The organism is Pistricoccus aurantiacus, assembly GCF_007954585.1.
GTDB lineage: Bacteria > Pseudomonadota > Gammaproteobacteria > Pseudomonadales > Halomonadaceae > Pistricoccus > Pistricoccus aurantiacus.
Genome location: NZ_CP042382.1, coordinates 1,050,431 through 1,068,693, shown reverse-complemented (window position 1 = coordinate 1,068,693; position 18,263 = coordinate 1,050,431). Strand labels below are relative to the sequence as shown.

General features: G+C 61.8%; 18 protein-coding genes and 1 pseudogene. 12 read left to right on the top strand and 7 right to left on the bottom strand.

Annotated features, from left to right (window positions below):
- Positions 1-6: 6 nt before the first annotated feature.
- The gene (locus FGL86_RS05110) at positions 7-813 is read right to left on the bottom strand and encodes a uroporphyrinogen-III synthase (protein ID WP_147183590.1); all 807 of its coding nucleotides are present in this window, start codon (positions 811-813) and stop codon (positions 7-9) included.
- On the bottom strand, positions 813-1,745 hold the full coding sequence (gene hemC, locus FGL86_RS05105) for a hydroxymethylbilane synthase (protein ID WP_246131783.1): 933 nt from the start codon (positions 1,743-1,745) through the stop codon (positions 813-815). The genes FGL86_RS05110 and hemC overlap by 1 nt, the downstream gene beginning before the upstream one ends.
- A 234-nt stretch (positions 1,746-1,979) precedes the next feature.
- Between hemC and argH the strand changes: the two genes are divergently transcribed.
- The 7 genes and pseudogenes from argH to FGL86_RS05070 all read left to right on the top strand — a co-directional run bounded on the left by argH (position 1,980) and on the right by FGL86_RS05070 (position 8,474).
- On the top strand, positions 1,980-3,413 hold the full coding sequence (gene argH / locus FGL86_RS05100; protein ID WP_147183588.1) for an argininosuccinate lyase: 1,434 nt from the start codon (positions 1,980-1,982) through the stop codon (positions 3,411-3,413).
- A gap of 1 nt (position 3,414) precedes the next feature.
- Positions 3,415-3,516: pseudogene (gene lptM / locus FGL86_RS18075) on the top strand (LPS translocon maturation chaperone LptM); the annotation flags it as partial.
- 131 nt (positions 3,517-3,647) lie between these two features.
- Complete coding sequence (lysA, locus tag FGL86_RS05090; protein ID WP_147183586.1) at positions 3,648-4,943, top strand: diaminopimelate decarboxylase; 1,296 nt, start codon at positions 3,648-3,650, stop codon at positions 4,941-4,943.
- The gene (gene dapF / locus FGL86_RS05085) at positions 4,944-5,792 is read left to right on the top strand and encodes a diaminopimelate epimerase (protein ID WP_147183585.1); all 849 of its coding nucleotides are present in this window, start codon (positions 4,944-4,946) and stop codon (positions 5,790-5,792) included.
- 190 nt (positions 5,793-5,982) lie between these two features.
- Entirely contained in the window at positions 5,983-6,705 is a 723-nt protein-coding gene (locus tag FGL86_RS05080; protein WP_147183584.1) for a DUF484 family protein, read from the top strand.
- 39 nt (positions 6,706-6,744) lie between these two features.
- Positions 6,745-7,662 carry a tyrosine recombinase XerC gene (locus FGL86_RS05075; protein WP_147183583.1) on the top strand — a complete coding sequence of 306 codons (918 nt, stop codon included), beginning with the start codon at positions 6,745-6,747 and terminating at the stop codon, positions 7,660-7,662.
- 35 nt (positions 7,663-7,697) lie between these two features.
- A complete protein-coding gene (locus FGL86_RS05070; protein ID WP_147183582.1) occupies positions 7,698-8,474 on the top strand; it encodes an HAD family hydrolase in 777 nt (258 codons plus the stop codon).
- Here the strand turns inward: FGL86_RS05070 and yihA are convergent, their stop codons facing one another.
- A complete protein-coding gene (gene yihA, locus FGL86_RS05065; RefSeq protein ID WP_147183581.1) occupies positions 8,475-9,104 on the bottom strand; it encodes a ribosome biogenesis GTP-binding protein YihA/YsxC in 630 nt (209 codons plus the stop codon). It lies immediately after the preceding gene.
- 247 nt (positions 9,105-9,351) lie between these two features.
- Here yihA and FGL86_RS05060 point away from each other — a divergent pair, with 247 nt between their 5' ends.
- The 5 genes from FGL86_RS05060 to FGL86_RS05040 all read left to right on the top strand — a co-directional run bounded on the left by FGL86_RS05060 (position 9,352) and on the right by FGL86_RS05040 (position 13,475).
- Positions 9,352-9,966 carry a c-type cytochrome gene (locus tag FGL86_RS05060; RefSeq protein ID WP_147183580.1) on the top strand — a complete coding sequence of 205 codons (615 nt, stop codon included), beginning with the start codon at positions 9,352-9,354 and terminating at the stop codon, positions 9,964-9,966.
- Between the two features lie 49 nt (positions 9,967-10,015).
- Complete coding sequence (locus tag FGL86_RS05055; RefSeq protein WP_147183579.1) at positions 10,016-10,648, top strand: thiol:disulfide interchange protein DsbA/DsbL; 633 nt, start codon at positions 10,016-10,018, stop codon at positions 10,646-10,648.
- Positions 10,649-11,443 (top strand): endonuclease/exonuclease/phosphatase family protein, encoded by a 795-nt coding sequence (locus FGL86_RS05050; RefSeq protein WP_147183578.1) that lies wholly within the window; start codon positions 10,649-10,651, stop codon positions 11,441-11,443.
- A 68-nt stretch (positions 11,444-11,511) separates the two neighbouring features.
- Positions 11,512-12,069, top strand: coding sequence for a TRAP transporter small permease subunit (locus tag FGL86_RS05045; RefSeq protein WP_147183577.1), 558 nt, complete (start codon positions 11,512-11,514; stop codon positions 12,067-12,069).
- Complete coding sequence (locus FGL86_RS05040) at positions 12,069-13,475, top strand: TRAP transporter large permease (RefSeq protein ID WP_147183576.1); 1,407 nt, start codon at positions 12,069-12,071, stop codon at positions 13,473-13,475. The genes FGL86_RS05045 and FGL86_RS05040 overlap by 1 nt, the downstream gene beginning before the upstream one ends.
- Before the next feature lie 4 nt (positions 13,476-13,479).
- Here FGL86_RS05040 and fmdA read toward each other — a convergent pair whose 3' ends face one another.
- The 4 genes from fmdA to nuoM all read right to left on the bottom strand — a co-directional run bounded on the left by fmdA (position 13,480) and on the right by nuoM (position 18,221).
- Positions 13,480-14,733, bottom strand: coding sequence for a formamidase (fmdA, locus tag FGL86_RS05035; protein WP_147183575.1), 1,254 nt, complete (start codon positions 14,731-14,733; stop codon positions 13,480-13,482).
- A 57-nt stretch (positions 14,734-14,790) separates the two neighbouring features.
- Entirely contained in the window at positions 14,791-15,075 is a 285-nt protein-coding gene (locus FGL86_RS05030) for an FmdB family zinc ribbon protein (protein ID WP_147183574.1), read from the bottom strand.
- A 138-nt stretch (positions 15,076-15,213) separates the two neighbouring features.
- Positions 15,214-16,674 carry an NADH-quinone oxidoreductase subunit NuoN gene (gene nuoN, locus FGL86_RS05025; protein WP_147183573.1) on the bottom strand — a complete coding sequence of 487 codons (1,461 nt, stop codon included), beginning with the start codon at positions 16,672-16,674 and terminating at the stop codon, positions 15,214-15,216.
- Entirely contained in the window at positions 16,674-18,221 is a 1,548-nt protein-coding gene (nuoM, locus tag FGL86_RS05020; protein ID WP_147183572.1) for an NADH-quinone oxidoreductase subunit M, read from the bottom strand. The genes nuoN and nuoM overlap by 1 nt, the downstream gene beginning before the upstream one ends.
- Positions 18,222-18,263: the final 42 nt, after the last annotated feature.

Sequence of the window (18,263 nt, the reverse complement as noted above, 5' to 3'; positions counted from 1 at the left end):
CTATCGCTAGCCCTTTTCAAGATCATCATGATCGACACCTTTCAAGTCGCAGACTCTGGCTACCGCGATAGCCAAAGCAGCAGGCGTTGCTCCATCGGCGACATGACAGTCGACGAATCCAAGTCGTTCTGCCAGTGTAGCCAACCGACGACTGGAGACGATTAGCGGTTGGTTCAACGCCGTCTTTTTACACCATCCTGCCAGATGTTCGAGAATTTCGCCGCTACTGACTACCAGCGCCGCGTATTTTCCTGTTACCAGGCATTCGCCGGGTACGCCTCGCGGCTCCATCAGTACTCGTCGATAGAGTGCCAGACGCTCCACCCGAGCGCCACGCTGCGCCAACGTATCGCCCAGCAGCAGACGGCCGCCTTCTCCGGCCACCAGCAATATTCGCTGCTCGTCAAGCCGCTGCAAGGCGCTTAGGGTCAATAGCGCTTCGCTGGTATTTTCCAGTTCCGGAGGAGGGATACGCGTCTTTACTCCCCAGGCGTGATGCAAGACTTCCGCGGTGGCGGCGCCTACCGCATAAAACTCGATCCCCAGCGGCAACTGTGGCCAGTAATGCTCTACCGCTTCAACCAAGCAGCTCGCCGCGTAGGGACTGACCACCACCACCTTGTGAAACTGATCGAAGTTCAGCCAGACGGCACGCTCTTGCGGCGTTTCCGCCAGACGCTCCTGACGCATGACCTCGAGAATCTCGACCTCGGCACCCAGCGCGGCAATCGCCCGGGCAAGCGGCAGGCCTCGCTCGCCGGGGCGAGTGATCAGCACCCGGGGGCGCGCCGAATCGTTGCTGCGCTCAGTCATCAGCGCTCGCCGTAGACCTGCGCGAGAATTTCACCGGCGCCCTGCTCCAGCAGATCTTCCGCCACCCGGATTCCCAGCGCTTCTGGCTCGTCGGCATTTCCGCGAGCCTCGGCTCGCAGCACCCGGCTGCCGTCCGGATTGCCGACCAGACCGCGCAGCCAAAGGGTACGGCCCGCATCTTCGAGCAGCGCATGCCCCGCAATGGGAACCTGACAGCCGCCTTCCAGGCGCGTGTTCATGGCCCGCTCGGCGCGAACTCGCAGGGAGGTTTCAGGATCGTCAAGAGGCGCCAGCAGATCGATGAGCGCAGCGTTATCCTGCCGACACTCGATGCCCAGGGCGCCCTGACCGCAGGCGGGCAGACAGATTTCCGGCGGCAGTTCCGCAGCGATACGCTCGCCGAGCCCTAGACGTCTGAGCCCGGAAGTCGCCAACAGGATTGCCTCGAAATTGCCCGCGTCGAGCTTGCTCAGCCGTGTCTGGACGCTCCCTCTCAAGCTTAGCACCTCGAGATCCGGACGCGCCTCGCTGACCTGCAGGCCGCGACGCAGGCTCGAAGTGCCGACTCGCGCCCCCAAGGGTAGCTCGTCCAGGCTGGTGTAGCGATTGGAAACAAAGGCATCCGTGGGTTCCGCCCCGGCCAGGATCACCGCAAGCCCCAGCCCCTCGGGAAAATGCATCGGCACATCTTTCATGGAGTGCACGGCGATATCCGCGCGGCCGTCAAGCATCGCTTCTTCGAGCTCCTTGACGAACAGGCCCTTGCCGCCCACCTTGGCCAGCGGCGTGTCGAGAATCTTGTCCCCGCGGGTGGACATGGCGACCAGCTCCACCTCGAGCGTCGGATGCAAGGCCGTCAGCAAGTCGCGAATATGCTCGGCTTGCCATAGGGCGAGTAGACTCTTGCGAGTGGCGATACGTAGGGTCTTGATCCCAGGCACAATGATCTCCTGCGGGCGAAACGGGGGCTTGCCGACCGTCTCACCAAATGATTCGGGTAGGGGCATTCCGCCCCGCCAGGTTGCTGCATGATAAAGCACTGTCGGTAAGAGGAAAAATCCTCTTGCACAAAGCGCGGCCAGGCTGGCGGCGCATGGTCAGCCGCGCGGACTCTGGTACACTGCTCGGCCATACCTTTACGCTAGCAACTCAGGATGTCCAGTTCGATGACGACACCTACCAATCAATCCTGGGGCGGTCGCTTCAGCGAGCCCACCGATGCCTTCGTCGAGCGTTTCACCGCCTCCGTCGACTTCGATAATCGCCTGGCGCTTAACGATATTCAGGGCTCCATCGCTCACGCCACCATGCTAGCCCAGGTCGGCGTGCTGACGGATGAGGAACGCGATGCAATCCTCGCCGGCCTCAAGGAGATCCGCGAGGAAATTCAGGCCGGCGATTTCGAGTGGTCCGTGGCTCTCGAAGACGTGCACATGAACATCGAGGCTCGGCTGACGGAGAAGATCGGCATCACCGGCAAGAAGCTGCATACCGGACGCTCCCGCAACGATCAGGTAGCTACGGACATCCGCCTCTACCTGCGTGACGAGATTGGCGTGGTGGACGAAGAGCTGACGCGACTGCGCCAGGGCCTGATCGAACTGGCCGCCCGAGAAGCGGATACCATCATGCCCGGCTTCACCCACCTGCAGACCGCTCAGCCGGTGACCTTCGGCCATCACCTCCTGGCCTGGCAGGAAATGCTCGCCCGGGATCAGGAGCGTCTGCGGGACTGTCGCAAGCGAGTCAACGTGCTGCCCCTGGGCGCCGCGGCGCTGGCGGGCACCACCTACCCTATCGACCGTCACGTCACCGCGGAGCTGCTCGGCTTCGAGCGCCCGGCGGAAAATTCCCTGGATGCGGTGAGCGATCGGGACTTCGCCATCGAGTTCACCGCCTTCGCCAGCCTCCTCCTGATGCATCTGTCGCGCATGAGCGAGGAACTGGTGCTGTGGACCAGCGCTCAGTTCGACTTCATCGACCTACCGGATCGCTTCTGCACCGGCTCCTCGATCATGCCGCAAAAGAAGAATCCGGACGTGCCGGAACTGGTAAGAGGCAAGACCGGCCGGGTCTACGGCCACCTGATGGGGCTGCTGACGCTGATGAAGTCCCAGCCTCTGGCCTACAACAAGGACAACCAGGAAGACAAGGAGCCGCTGTTCGACACCCTGGACACGGTGAAGGGTTGCCTCAAGGCCTTCGCCGACATGGTGCCGGCCATCGAGGCCAAGGCGGACAACATGCGTGAAGCGGCCCGCAAGGGTTTCTCCACCGCCACGGACCTGGCGGACTATCTGGTGCGCAAGGGCGTGGCCTTCCGGGATGCCCACGAGATCGTCGGCCAGTCCGTGGCCTTCGGACTCCGCGAGAAAAAGGATCTGTCGGACATGTCCCTGGAGGAACTCCGGCAGTTTTCCACCGCCATCGACGCGGACGTGTTCGAAGTGCTGACCCTGGAAGGCTCCGTGGCGGCGCGCAATCATATCGGCGGCACCGCCCCGGATCAGGTGCGGGCCGCGGCTCAGCGTGCCCGGGATGCCCTGGCCGCGCTGAAACCGCTCGGCACTCTCTCGCCGACTACCGACGAGGAGCGCTGATATGGCCCGGTTTGCATGGCTGATCCTGTGCGCTTTACTGCTGGCTGGCTGCGGTCAGAAAGGCCCTCTCTACATGCCGGATGATGAACAGGCGGCAGAGCGCTTCGATCCACAGGATGCGCTGCCGGATCCTGTTCAGAGCAGTTCTTCTCAAGACGGCTCTTCCCAGAACCGTTCTTCTGAGGACAGCCCCGCCGAGAAAGACGGCTCGACCAGTCAGAGCGAGAATTGAACATGGATCATTTCAACTATCGCAACGGCCAACTGCATGCGGAAGACGTACCGCTCGCCCAGGTCGCCGAGCGCTTCGGCACGCCCTGCTATGTCTATTCTCGGGCCACTCTGGAGCGGCATTTCCATGCCTTCGATCAGGCGCTGGGAGATCATCCCCACCTGATCTGCTACGCGGTCAAGGCCAACTCCAACCTGGCGGTGCTCAACGTGCTGGCTCGCCTGGGGGCGGGTTTCGATATTGTGTCCCAAGGCGAGCTGGAGCGCGTCATTCAAGCTGGTGGCGATCCTGCCAGGGTGGTGTTTTCCGGGGTCGCCAAGCAAGAAGGCGAAATGGCCCGCGCCCTGGAACTGGACATCAAGTGCTTCAACGTGGAGTCTCGAGCGGAGCTCAAACGCCTGAACGCGGTAGCGGGCAAGCTTGGCAAGCTCGCCCCGGTGTCCCTGCGGGTCAATCCGGACGTGGATGCTCGCACCCACCCGTATATTTCCACCGGTCTCAAGGACAACAAGTTCGGCATCGCCGCCAGTGAAGCCTTGGACGCCTATCGCCAGGCCGCCAGTCTCGAACACCTCGATGTGGTCGGCATGGATTGTCATATCGGCTCCCAGTTGACGGAACTCTCGCCGTTTCTCGATGCCCTGGATCGGCTGCTGCTGCTGATCGAGCGCCTGGAGGCGGAAGGCATCAAGCTCGATCACCTGGACCTGGGCGGCGGGCTCGGGGTCACCTATCGGGACGAAACGCCGCCGGCCCCGGCGGATTACGCCAAGGCCCTGCTGGAACGTCTCGCCGATAAGCGTGGCGCGCACAAGCCGCTGACTCTGCTCTTCGAACCGGGCCGGGCAATCGCCGCCAACGCGGGGGTGCTGCTGACCCGCGTCGAATTCCTCAAGCCCGGGGAAACCCGGCATTTCGCCATCGTCGACGCGGCCATGAACGACTTGATTCGTCCAGCGCTTTATCAGGCCTGGCAGGCAATTATTCCGGTAGAACAGCGATCATCCCAGGAAACGCAGCGCTACGACGTGGTAGGCCCGGTATGCGAAACCGGAGATTTTCTCGGCAAGGGCCGGGAGCTCGCCATCGCGCCGGGAGATCTGCTGGCGATACGCTCCGCCGGTGCCTATGGCTTCGTCATGGCCTCGAACTACAACAGTCGGCCTCGCGCCGCGGAAGTCATGGTGGATGGTGGTGAGGCCTATCTGGTAAGAGCCCGGGAGGCATTCAGCTTGCTATGGGCCGGAGAAGCCCTGCTGCCCGAATCCGCCGGCGCGAGTCATGGCGAGGATAGCTGAATGCTGCTGCACTTCACCAAGATGCATGGGCTGGGCAACGACTTCATGGTGGTGGACCTGATCACTCAGCGTTTACGGCTGCGTGACGACCAGGTACGCATCCTAGCGGATCGCCATGAAGGAATAGGCTTCGATCAGCTGCTGATCGTCGAACCGCCTACGGATCCGGACATGGATTTTCGCTATCGTATCTTCAACGCGGACGGCAGCGAGGTGGAGAACTGCGGCAACGGGGCGCGCTGCTTCGCCCGCTTCGTGCTGGATCAGCGCCTGACCCACAAGCGAGAGATTCATGTCGAAACTGCCGGTGGGCCGTTGATCCTGAAAGTGGAAAACGACGGTCGCGTGCGGGTAGACATGGGCGTGCCGCGCTTCGAGCCCGGCGCGTTGCCTTTCGAGGCAAACCGAGACCGGCCGAGCCATGACCTGATCGTCGACGGTGAAACCTTAGAGATCAGCGTAGTTTCTCTGGGTAATCCGCATGCGGTGCTGCGTATCGACACCCTGGGTGTGGAAACGCTGGACGACGCCCCGGTGGCTCGGCTAGGCCCGGCCATCGAGCGGCATCCGCGGTTTCCGAAGCGAGTCAACGTGGGATTCATGCATATCGTTTCCCGGCGGGAAATCCGCCTGCGGGTTTTCGAACGAGGCAGCGGCGAAACAAGAGCCTGCGGCACCGGCGCTTGCGCCGCCGTCGCGACGGGCATTCGCCAGGGACTGCTGGATGCGTCGGTGCAGGTTCACCTGCCCGGCGGCGAGCTGACCATCGACTGGGCCGGCGGCGAAAGCCATCTGTTCATGACCGGTCCAGCGACTCGCGTCTTCGACGGGCGTATCGTGATCAGCTAGACACCAAGCCGCCACCGGTTCGAGAATTATGCATCCTGCGAAAAAATCGTAGCGAGTTAAAACATCGGCATCGGGCTATAAACTAGTACTAGGCTGAAATCTGTCGGTATATAACTGTTGGTATACAACAGACACGTATCGGACGTCATACAACAACAGCCTGTCGTTCACGCAGCGAGGAATAGTATTCATGAGCCATGCCCAGGTTCCCGAGCCCCGCCAAACTCTTGACCCGGAGCAGGTGGCCCAATGGTTGGCGCGGCATCCAGATTTCTTCGTGGGCCGTGAAGGCCTGCTTCAGCAGTTTTACGTTCCTCATCCGCGAGCGCCAGGCGTCGTTTCACTGCTCGAACGTCTGGTCCACGACTTGCGAAATCGCGCGGAAGGCGCGGAGCTACGCCTCGAACAGCTGCTGGATTCGGCGCGCCATACCGAAGTGCAGTATCGGCGTACCCGAGAGCTGGTACTTGCCTTGATGGAAGCCCAGGACCTGGATGCGCTGGGCCAGGCGCTGGCCACGCAGCTCGCGGAGCGCTTTCAGATTCCTGCGGTGGCGTTGTGGACTCCTCGGGGCACCTCCCCCAAGGGAGCGCAGCCGACCCAGCCTCCCAGACATCATCTCGATGAGGACATCCAGCACCGACTAGTGGAGCTGCTCAACGGGCGAGCCAGCCGCTGCGTGCGCCTTTCTCCCAAGGATTGGCGCTGCCTGATTCCCCATATGGCACCGCCCACCACCACGGGCTCCGCGGCGTTGACCCGCCTGGCTCTCGGCGAGCCGCAAGGATATCTGATACTAGCCAGCCCGGATCCAGACCATTTCCGCGCCAGCCTGGATACCCTGTTCACCGAATACCTCGGCGACATACTGGCTCGTTTGCTGCACGGTTTCACCACTCGAACCCGGGGCTGAAGAGACATCTCGACAAGGGTTGCCACACGATAAATGACCATGACCGATACAGCTCAGCCTGATACCTCCCTGCGCGCAGCTCTGAGGTGCTTTCTCGAGGCGCTAGCCCGGGAACTCGGCCCGGCCACGCTGGCCGCCTACCATCGCGACCTGGCAAGGCTGTGCGATTTCATCGAACAGGCGGGCCTGTCCGATTGGCGCCAGCTCGATAGCGTACTGGTACGTCGCTTTCTGGGCCAGGAACGCGCTAGGGGCCTCGCGCCCAGAAGTCTGGCGCGCCGGCGGGCGGCGATTTCCCGTTTCGCAGAGTATCTGGTTCATGAGAAGGTTCTGCCTTACAACCCGGTTGGCTTGACTCAGGCGCCACGTCAGCCTCGTCATCTTCCGCGTCCGCTGGACGTGGATCAGCTGGCACGCTTTCTGGATACGCCGCACGACGACACCCCCCTGGCCCGTCGCGATCAGGCGATGCTGGAGCTTTTCTATTCCAGCGGCCTGCGCCTGGCGGAACTGGCGGCGCTGGATCTCCGACAACTGGAGCGGGTGCGGGTGCGGGTTGTCGGCAAGGGCGACAAGCCGCGTCAGGTGCCGGTAGGACGTCGTGCCCGTTCGGCGCTGGATGCCTGGCTGACGGTGCGTGGCCAGCTCGCCGACAGCAAAGAAAGTGCTCTATTCGTCGGCAACCGAGGGAAGCGCCTGAGCCATCGTGCCATTCAGCTGCGCCTTTGCGAACTGGCAAGGCGGCGCGGCCTGATGGAACACCTTCATCCTCACCGGCTGCGTCATTCCTTCGCCAGCCATCTGTTGGAATCCAGCCAGGATCTGCGCGCGGTGCAGGAGCTCCTCGGTCATAGCAATCTATCCACGACTCAGGTCTACACTCGGCTCGACTGGCAGCACCTGGCTGCCAGCTACGACAGCGCCCACCCGAGGGCGCGGCGAAAACCCACCCGCTAACTCAACCTACTCGGCGGACTACTCTTGAATCAACCATGCACACGTCATCCTCTTCCACGCCACTGAAGGCACTGACCTTCGATCTCGATGACACCCTCTGGGACAACAGCGGGGTCATGGAGGCCACGGAGCACGGCCACTATGCCTGGCTGGACAAGGCGTTGCTGGAGGAGCTGCTACCGGATAACGACCTGACGGATCCGCTTGCTCTGGGTCGTTTTACCGAGCGTTTCCCGCTGAGCGCCTATCAGGCACGCCGCCGTGAGGTAGCCGGTCGAGAGCCGCTGCGCCGCGGCGATTTCACCTGGGTACGCCGACAGAGCCTGTTGGAGCTGCTGGAGCAGCACGGGCTGCCCCGGCAGACGGCGGAGTACTGGGCGGGCGCCGCCATGCACCGCTTCATGACGCTGCGCCACGAGCTCACACCCTATCCGGAAGTCGACGCCATGCTCGCAGCGCTGAGCCAGCGTTACCGCCTGGGCGCGATCACCAATGGCAACGTCGAGCTTGCTCGTCTGCCCTTGGCCAGGCACTTTGACGTCTCCATCGCCGCTGGAGAAATGCTCGCTCCCAAACCGGATCCCAGGCCCTTTCTGGCCGCCTTGGCGCGCTTGGCCAGCCGCCCCAGCGAAGCGCTGCACGTAGGCGATTCCTGGCAGCATGACGTGCTGCCGGCCCAGCGCCTGGGCATGCGCGTGGCCTGGATCGATATCGACGGGGAAGCGCCGACCCGGCTGCCGCGCCAGGTGTACCGCCTGGACCACGTTCGTGAACTGCCGACGCTGATCGAATGGATGAACGGAAAAAACTGACTAGCGCTCTGCCAGCAGCCAGGCATCCAACTGCGCCCTGGCTTCTACCACGCCCTCACGCTTGAGGGATGAAAACAGCTGCACGCTTACCAGATCCTCCCATTCACGCAAGCGACTTCTCACCTGGGCAAGCGACGTACTGGCGGGGCCGCGCTTGAGCTTGTCTGCCTTGGTCAGCAGGATCCGCACCGGCAGCTCTTTCTGATCCGCGAAACCCAGCAGGGTCTCGTCGAACTCGGTCAGCGGATGGCGAACGTCCATGACCAGCACCAGGCCGCGCAAGGATTGACGCCGCTGCAGATAATCCGCCAGATGGCGCTGCCACTCACGTTTGACCTGCTCCGGCACCTTGGCGTAGCCGTAGCCGGGCAGATCCACCAGACGCAGATTTTCATCGCCCGCCAGACTGAAGAAGTTGATCAACTGAGTACGGCCCGGGGTTTTCGAGGTGCGCGCCAGCGCTTTCTGTTGGGTCAGAGCGTTGATCGCACTGGATTTTCCCGCGTTGGAGCGACCGGCGAAGGCCACCTCCGCTCCGCTGTCCGGCGGACACAGCGCCAAGGTGGGAGCACTGACGAGAAAGCGGGCGGTGGGATAGTTGAGGCCCATCGATTCATTGAGACGTGACATGAAGGCAAGGTATCCTGACAGGTTCCGGTAGACGGGCTTGATAACGACATCCACCAGTGGCACTTGGACGCGGGTGGACCACGACGGATTCCCGTTGCCACAGGGATTCGCTATACTACAATGGCTTTTTTGACCGCAACTTGGGGTGAACAAGTGTACCATCACGCCCGCGCTGGCGACGAGTCGTCGACATCTCGCTGTTTACCCCACGGCTGGCGCAACCAATAAACGATATAGCGGATTAGCGATGAGAAAGTTACTGGCAAGCTTGGCAATCATTCTTGGCGCCGCTGGCGTGGCGCATGCACAAACTCAAGGCGATCCCGCCGCCGGCAAGGAAAAGGCTCAGGCCTGCGCCGCCTGCCACGGACAGCAGGGTATCAGCGCTCTGGGTACCTTCCCCAATCTTGCTGGACAGCAGGCCACCTACTTGGCCAAACAGATTCGTAACATTCGCGATGGCGAGCGCGTGGTTGCCCAGATGGTCGGTCAAGTCGATGACTATTCCGATCAGGACGCCGCAGACGTCGCCGCCTACTTCGCCAATATGGAGGCCAACCTGGGCCAGGTGGAAGCCGAGGAAGAGGTCGTCGAGCGCGGTCGCGAACTCTATCGCGCCGGCGACCGCGCCAAGGGCATTCCCGCCTGCGCGGCGTGTCATACGCCTACTGGCGAAGGTATCGGTACCGCCGTTTATCCCGCCCTTTCCGGCCAGCATCCGGAATATGCTGTCTCGACCCTGGCAGCCTTCTCCAAGGGCGAGCGTCATAACGACCCCAATGCCATCATGCGCAATATCGCCTCGAAGATGAGCGAAGCGGACATGGAGGCAGTATCCACCTACCTGTTGGGACTACATTGATCGATATCGATCAGCGCGCTGACTGCCTTGATAATAAGGAATCGTTGTAATGTACAAGTCACTGATCGCCCTGTTCGCCGGATTGAGTCTTAGCGGCCTTACCTTGGCTGCAGCTCCGGTGGCAGGCCAGGACTACGAGGTTCTCGACGAGCCAGTATCGACCCAAACTGGAAAGGAGCGGATCGAGGTCACCGAAGCTTTCTGGTACGGCTGTCCTCATTGCTACAATCTCGAACCGATGATCGAGTCATGGGCAGAGGAACTGCCTGAAGATGTCACCTTCACACGTCTGCCCGCCACCTTGGGCGGGGCCTGGAACAAGCATGCGGTGGCATTCTATGCGGCCAAGGAGCTGGGCATCCTTGACCAGGTTCACGAGGATTTCTTCAAGGCGATACAGGACGAAGGACGCAAGCTGACGGAAGTGGACGATATTGCAGCTTTCTTTAGCGATTACGGCGTCAGCGAGGAGCAGGCCCGCGAAATGCTGACCTCTTTTGGCGTCAAGAGCCAGGTCAACCGGGCACACGCTCGTATCCGCGCCTATAAGCTGATGGGTGTGCCGGCGCTGATCGTCGACGGTCGCTACGTGATCACGCCATCCAAGGCCGGCAGCCTCGAGAACATGCTGATCATCGCCGACGCTCTGGTTGAGGAAACTCGCGAGGAAAGGAGCCAATAAGTGAGCGGTACCCCTGTGTCGAGTATCGATCAGGGCCATCTACGGCTGCTGACCTTCAATCTTCAGGTAGGTATCCAGACTTCCGCTTATCATCATTACTTGACGCGAAGCTGGCAGCATGTGCTGCCCAATCCGCGGCGCAAGAATCGTCTGGATCTGATGAGTCAGGTACTGGGTGCGTTCGACATCGTCGGGCTTCAGGAGGCGGACGGAGGAAGTTTTCGCTCCGGTAACGTCAACCAGGTGGAATACCTGGCCCGGCAGGCGGGCTTTCCCCATCATTTTCAGCAGCTCAATCGCAATCTGGGTCGCGTCGCCCAGCACAGCAACGGTTTGCTGTCTCGACTCCGGCCGACTCAGATCGAAGAGCATCGCCTGCCGGGTGCTCGGGGGCGCGGCGCCATTCATACTCGTTTCGGCAACGGCGAGGACGCGCTGCATGTATTTGTCGCCCACCTGGCGCTCAGCAATCGAGGGCGGCTGCGTCAACTCGATTACCTGAGCAAGCTTATCGAGCCGCTGCGTCATGTCATAGTGATGGGGGATCTCAACTGCACTCAGGAACAGCTGCTGGCCCACGCGCCGTTTTGTGCTTCCCTGCCGCTGAACCCGATTCCACTTCCTCCCAGTTATCCGGCCTGGCAGCCGCGTCGCGCCTTGGATCATATTCTGCTTTCGCGCACGCTGACCGCCGAACGGGTTCAGGTGCTCGATCAGCTGTTTTCTGATCATCTGCCCATCGCCGTGGACGTACGCTTGCCGCCTACCTGTATCGAGGCGCTGATCAAGCTGTAAAGGCTTTTCGCCGCGCCTCGTTCCATTCTCCCGCTCAGGCTGACTGCCTTTTTCAAAGCGAGTCGCATATGCCCCCTCCCTCTCCCTTACCCAAGGTGTTTGCCCGGCTGGACAGTCTCAACGAGTGGCTTGGCAGAGGGCTTGCCTGGCTGCTGCTGGCGATGATGCTGGTGGAATTTTCCATCGTGGTGCTGCGCTATGCCTTTGATATCAACAGCAACCTGGCCCAGGAAGCGGTGATGTACAGTCATGCCACGGTTTTTCTGCTGGCGGCAGCCTACGCGCTGCGTCACGACAGCCATGTGCGAGTGGATATCTTCTATCGCGCGCTGTCGGTAAAAAAGAAGGCCTGGATCGATCTGCTGGGCACAGTATTTCTACTCATGCCGGTAATGATCTTCGTGGTGCTGTCGAGCCTGGGCTATGTCGGCAAGTCCTGGGGAATTCTCGAAGGTTCCTCGGAAGCCGGGGGCATTCCCGGGGTGTTTGTGCTCAAGACGTTGATTCCCATGTTCGGCGTCCTGATGATCCTACAAGGCAGCGTCGAGATCACTCGCAATGCTCTGATCATCGCCGGGCGCATCGCGCCACCCGCGACCGATGAGCATCTCGAGGAGCGACTGTAATGCTAGAATTCATGCCCTTGATGCTGTTCGCGGTTGTCTGCGTGGTGCTGATGGCCGGCTACCCGGTCGCCTTGAGTCTGTCCGGCACCGCCCTGGCCTTCGCCGGCCTGGGCCTGGGCCTGCAGGCACTGGGTATCGATGCCCATTTCGATCCGATATTCCTGGCCGCCTTTCCCAATCGCCTCTACGGCATCATGACCAACCAGACCCTGCTCGCGGTGCCGCTATTCGTGCTGATGGGCGTGCTGCTGGAAAAATCCAAGGTGGCGGAAACCCTGCTAGACGCCATGGCACTGCTGTTCGGCGCCTTGCGCGGCGGCCTGGGCATTTCGGTGACCCTGGTGGGCATGCTGCTGGCGGCCTCCACCGGCATCGTCGGCGCCACGGTGGTCACCATGGGCCTGCTCTCGCTGCCGACCATGCTCAAGCGCGGCTACAGCCCTACCCTGGCCACCGGCACCATCTGCGCCACCGGCACCCTCGGCCAGATCATTCCGCCTTCCATCGCCTTGGTGCTGCTGGGCGACGTGCTGTCCAGCGCCTACCAGCAGGCTCAGCTCGACATGGGCATCTTCAGCCCCAAGACCGTCTCCGTAGGCGATCTTTTCCTGGGCGCCCTGGTGCCGGGGCTGATCCTGGTGGTGCTGTATATTCTCTATGTAGGCATCATTGCCTGGCTCAAGCCCCAGATGGCGCCGGCGGTGGATCGTCAGACGCTGATGGAGGAAATCGGTCACCGAGGCAGTGTATTCACGCTGCTGCTCAAGGGATTGATACCGCCGATCCTGCTGATCGTCGCGGTACTGGGCTCGATTCTCGGCGGCTTCGCCACGCCGACGGAGGCCTCCGCGATAGGCGCCTTCGGCGCTCTGCTGCTGGCGCTGGCCTATCGGCGACTGGATATTGCCACGCTGCGAGACGTGCTGCGTGCCACGACCAGCGTTACCAGCATGGTGTTTTTGATCCTGATCGGCGCAGCGCTGTTTTCCCTGACGTTTCGCGCCTATGGCGGCGAGGAGCTGGTCACTCATCTCTTCGAGAACATGCCCGGCGGCGTAATCGGCGCGACCCTGATCGTGATGCTGGTGATCTTCCTGCTGGGCTTCATTCTCGATTTCATCGAGATCACCTTCGTGGTAGTGCCCATCGTCGGGCCGGTGCTATTGGCCATGGGCCTCGACCCGATCTGGCTTGGCATCATGATTGCCATCAATCTGCAGACCTCGTTTCTGACCCCGCCCTTCGGTTTTGCCCTGTTTTACCTGCGCGGTGTCGCGCCCGCCTCGGTGTCTACCGCCACCATCTACCGAGGCGTGCTGCCTTTCATCCTGATCCAGCTCGGCATGCTGGTGGCGCTGGCATTTTTTCCAGGTCTCGCCACCTGGCTGCCGGGCTGGCTGCAGTAATCCATCAGCCCGGGGACTTCGGCGCTCCGATGCCCGGATCGATCTTGACGGGGCCTCTTGCGGAGGGCCGTATGTCGAAATCGAAGATGGCGGTGGGCAGATACACCGTGGCGCAGGCATTGGGAATATCCACCACGCCGGAAAGCCGGCCTTCGATTGGCGCCGCCCCGAGCAAGAGATAGGCCTGCTCCGGACTGTAGCCGAACTTCGTCAGATAATTTATCGCGTGCAGGCAGGCCCGTTGATAGGCCAGATGGGAATCGAGATAGCGCTGTTTTCCATTCAGGGTCACCGAGGTGCCGGAAAACGCCAGCCACTCGGAGTACTGTGGCGCCACGTTGCCGGGCATGAAGATCGCATTCTCCGCCACGCCGTAGGTGTCCATGCCGCCCTTGATCAGATCCACATGCAGATCGATGAATCCCCCCATCTCGATGGCGCCGCAGAACGTGATCTCCCCATCTCCCTGAGAGAAGTGAAGGTCACCGACGGAAAAGTTCGCGCCGGGCACGAAGACCGGATAGAACACCCGGGTGCCCTTGGTCAGGTTCTTGATATCCTGGTTGCCGCCGTTCTCTCTTGGAGGTGCGGTGCGCGCGGCTTCACCGGCGACCCGATCGAATTCCTCGCCGCTCAGGGTGCCGAGAATGGCGTCTTTAGGCTCCGGCGGTAGCGCCAGGGGCGGTATCCGATGCGGATCCGTGGCGATCAGCTCGCCCTCTCGCGCATTCCACTTCGCCAAAAGCTCCGCAGAGGGAGCCGTGCCCATCAAACCAGGATGGATATTACCGGTGAAGGAGACCCCCGGCACGTGTCGCGAGGTGGCCACCTGGCCTCGAAAATCCCAGATCGCCTTGTAGGCATCGGGAAACTGGTCGACCAGAAAAGAGCCGCCGTTGCGCTTGGCGAAGATGCCGGTATAGCCCCATCCCTGACCGGCAAGTGGACCGCTGTCTTCCTGAGGAATCGGCCCCACGTCGAGAATATCGACGATAAGCAGATCCCCCGGCTGCGCGCCCTCCACCGCAATGGGGCCGGAAAGCACATGCACGCAGGACATGGGCGCATCGCGAATGTCGTCTGCGGAATCGTCGTTGCGAATCGCCCCGTCAAACCATTCCCGGCAATCCAGACGAAAGGTGTCGCCGGGCCGAATCTGCACCGCCGCCGGTATATCCGGGTGGTAGCGGTTGTGCCCGATGATCTTCTGATCGGTGAATTTCTTGCTGGAATCGAGAGGAAAGATTAGCTCAGGCATTGACTTACCCTCTTAATGTTGAAGGTGACGCGCAAGATGCACTCACCCTCGGGCCGCTCAAGGGCGGGGAAGGCGTCGGTGCTTGGGATTTCGCGTGATGCGGGCTTGGCCCTCCCGGCTGGGGGGAAGGCTGGAAACCGTCGCGGGATGATCGGCACTCGCTTGGGTACGCTCGATCGCGGTGCTGATTCCACGAGGAACCCGTGACACCATGGGTATGGAAAGAATGCGCGCCGCATCCTCGCCACATTGCGGACAGGGAATCAGTGAGGGAGCCGTACCCATTCGCATGCGTCTGTCGAAAGTGCCATGCGTCGTGCAACGATATTCGTAGGTAGCCATGCAACCTCCCTGATCCGACGGCGGCCTGCATGATGGTCTTATCAAGCAGTCGCTAACCAATATCTCCTTTCAACGTAGTACAAGCCTCGTGTATCTCCAGTAAACATGGGTAAGATTTCTTGCCTTGATCCATATCGTTTAGCCCAGCGGGGTGCCGCCCAGCGGGGTGCCGCCCAAAAGCTCCGCCAGCTCGATCATCGGCGCCGGATACAACCCCAGCAGGATGACCAGAAAGGCTACCGCCAGCACCACCAGCCCGCCGGCTCGGGTACCCCAGTCGTGGGGCGCATCCCGGCGCTGCATGCCGGGTTCGAGCATGAACAGGGTCACCATGACCCGCAGATAGTAATAAAGCCCGATGGCGCTACCCAGGATGATACCGCCCACCAGCCACCAGCGCTGGGCTTCGACCCCCAGGGCGATGATATAGAACTTGCCGATAAAACCCGCGGTGGCGGGAATGCCCGCCAGGGACAGCATGCTGATGGTCAGCACCGCAGTGAGATAAGGGCGGCGCCAGAACAGGCCGCGATAGTAGTGCAGCGCCGCCGCGTCCTCGCCGCTGGTGGAACTCGACACCAGCGTGACCACGCCGAAGGCCGCCAGGGTGGTCAGTACGTAGGTGATGAGATAAACCCCGCCGGTTTCCGCCGCCAGGCCGTCGCCCACCACCAGCGCCACCAGCAGATAGCCGAAGTGAGCGATGGAGGAGTAGCCGAGTATTCGCTTGATATTGGACTGGGTCAGCGCCAGCAGGTTACCGATCACCATGCTGAGCAGAGCGAGTATCGCCAGCAGCGTACGGAGCCATTCCCCCTGGAAGGCCGGCACGTACAGCACCAGGCGCAACAGCAGAAAGAACACCGCGACCTTGCTGGCAGTGGCCAGGAAGGTGGTCGCCGGCCCCGGACCGCCTTCATAGACGTCCGGAGTCCAGAGGTGAAAGGGCACCACGGAAAGCTTGAAACCGAGCCCCACCACCATCAGGGCAATTCCCGCCAGCCCCCAGACGCCGGAAGTCTCGGTCAGCACCGTCATCAGCTCGTCCAGACGCAGTTCGCCGGTCTGGGCATAGAGCAGCGCCATGCCGAACAGCAGAAAGGCGCTGGCGGCGGCAGACAGGATCAAGTATTTGATGCCCGCTTCCAAGGAGCGACGCTCGCGAAACGAGTAAGCCAGCATGCCGTAGAGCGGCATGGACAGAAGCTCCAGACCGAAAAACAAGCTGGCCATGTGACGGCTCGCCGCGAGCACCAGGCCCCCGGCCGCGGCACATAGCAGCAGCAGATAGAATTCCTCACGGGCGCCCTCGAAGACTTCGAGATAGGCATGAGCCAGAATCGCGCAGACCAGCGTGGAGCCCAGAATCAGCATGCCGCCCATCATCGCGAGGTCATCGAAGGCGAGCAGCGGCGTATCCACCGGTGCAAGCTGCCAGGCCACGCCTTGCGCGACCAGCGCGAGCAACAGTCCCAGCACGGTGACTGCCACCGTCGCGGCATGTGCACGCCGCCAGGCGATGCCCAGCATCACCGTGATGGCGGTCGCCGCCACTAGAACCAGTGGCAGCAAGGCGACGAAGTGCGGATTGGTCAACATCAGCGGGTCTCCGTCAACAGGTCAGCGCCGGCGGGTGCCGTCGCGGTGATTTCAAACAGGCGTTGCACTTCCGACATGGCAGCATGGGTGGTATCCAGCAGCGGCTGGGGGTAAAGACCGAGCATCACCACCAGAGCGACGATCCCCAGCAGCATGCTGAACTCCCGAGCGTCCAACCCCGCCAGGGGTTTCTCGCTCTGGGCCGGGCCGTAGTGCACTCGCTGCATCAGGATCAGAGAGTAAACCGCCGCCAGTACCAGGCCGACACTGGCTAGAACGACTACCACGGGCGCCGTGGGAAAGGTACCGAACAGCACCATGAACTCGCCGATGAAATTGGCGGTGGTGGGCATGCCCAAGGAGGCGGCGACGAAGAACAGCGAGAAACCCGGCAGGCTGCCGAGCCGCCCCCACAGGCCGCCCATCTTGGGGAGCTCCCGGGTGTGCAGGCGCTCGTAGAGCTGCCCGCTGATGATGAACAGTCCCGCCGCGGAAAAAGCGTGAGCCACCATCAGCACCACTACCCCCTGCAGGGCCAGTTGGGAACCAGAATAGATGCCGATCAGCACGAACCCCATGTGAGCAATACTGGTATAGGCGATGAATCGCTTGAGATCCTGCTGTCCGCAGGCCAGCACGGCGCCATAGAAGATGCCCAGCAGCCCGAGCCCCATGGCCACGGGGGCGAAGTCCATGGACGCTTCGGGAAACAGCGGCAGCGCGAAGCGCAGCATGCCGTAGGCGGCGGTCTTCAGCAGGATGCCCGCCAGGTCGACGCTGCCGGCTGTGGGCGCCTGGGCATGAGCGTTGGGCAGCCAGCCGTGCAAAGGCACCACCGGCAGCTTGACCGCGAAGGCGATGAAGAAGCCGAGCATCAGCCAGAAGGAAAGCTGAGGGGAAAGCTCGGTGTTCAGCAGCACTTGGTAGCTGAAGGAATATTCGCCGGTGCTGGCGTGGTGGGCGAACACCAGCCCCAGGATGGACACCAGCATCAGAAGGCCGCTAGCCTGGGTATAGATGAAGAACTTGGTGGCGGCGCCGATGCGGGTTCTGCCCTTGGAGCCGCTATGACCCCACAAGGCGATCAGGAAATACATCGGCACCAGCATCATTTCCCAGAAGAAGAAGAACAAGAACAGATCAATGGCGAGAAACACCCCCACCACCCCGCCGAGAATCCACAGCAGGTTGAGATGGAAGAAGCCGATACGTCGCACGATCTCCTTCCAGGAACACACCACTGCCAGCACCCCGAGAAAGCCGGTCAGGGCGATCAGCACCAGGGACAGGCCGTCCAAGGCGAGATGAATCTCGATACCGAATCGCTCGATCCAAGGGATACGGTATTCCAGCGCCCACTGGGTCGCGGTGCCGTCCAGGGTCGGCAACCGAAAATCGAGCTGCCCCCACAGCCATAGGGGAATCAGCAGTTCGATCAGCATGGTGGCAAGCGCGATCCAGCGCGTGGGCGTGGCGCCCAGCCGCTCCGCCTGCCAGCACAAGAGCCCCCCGACGAAGGGGATCACAATCAGCCACACCAGTATCATAAGCGTTGCATCCCGTCTGCGTAGTCCGCGTTAAAGCGCATT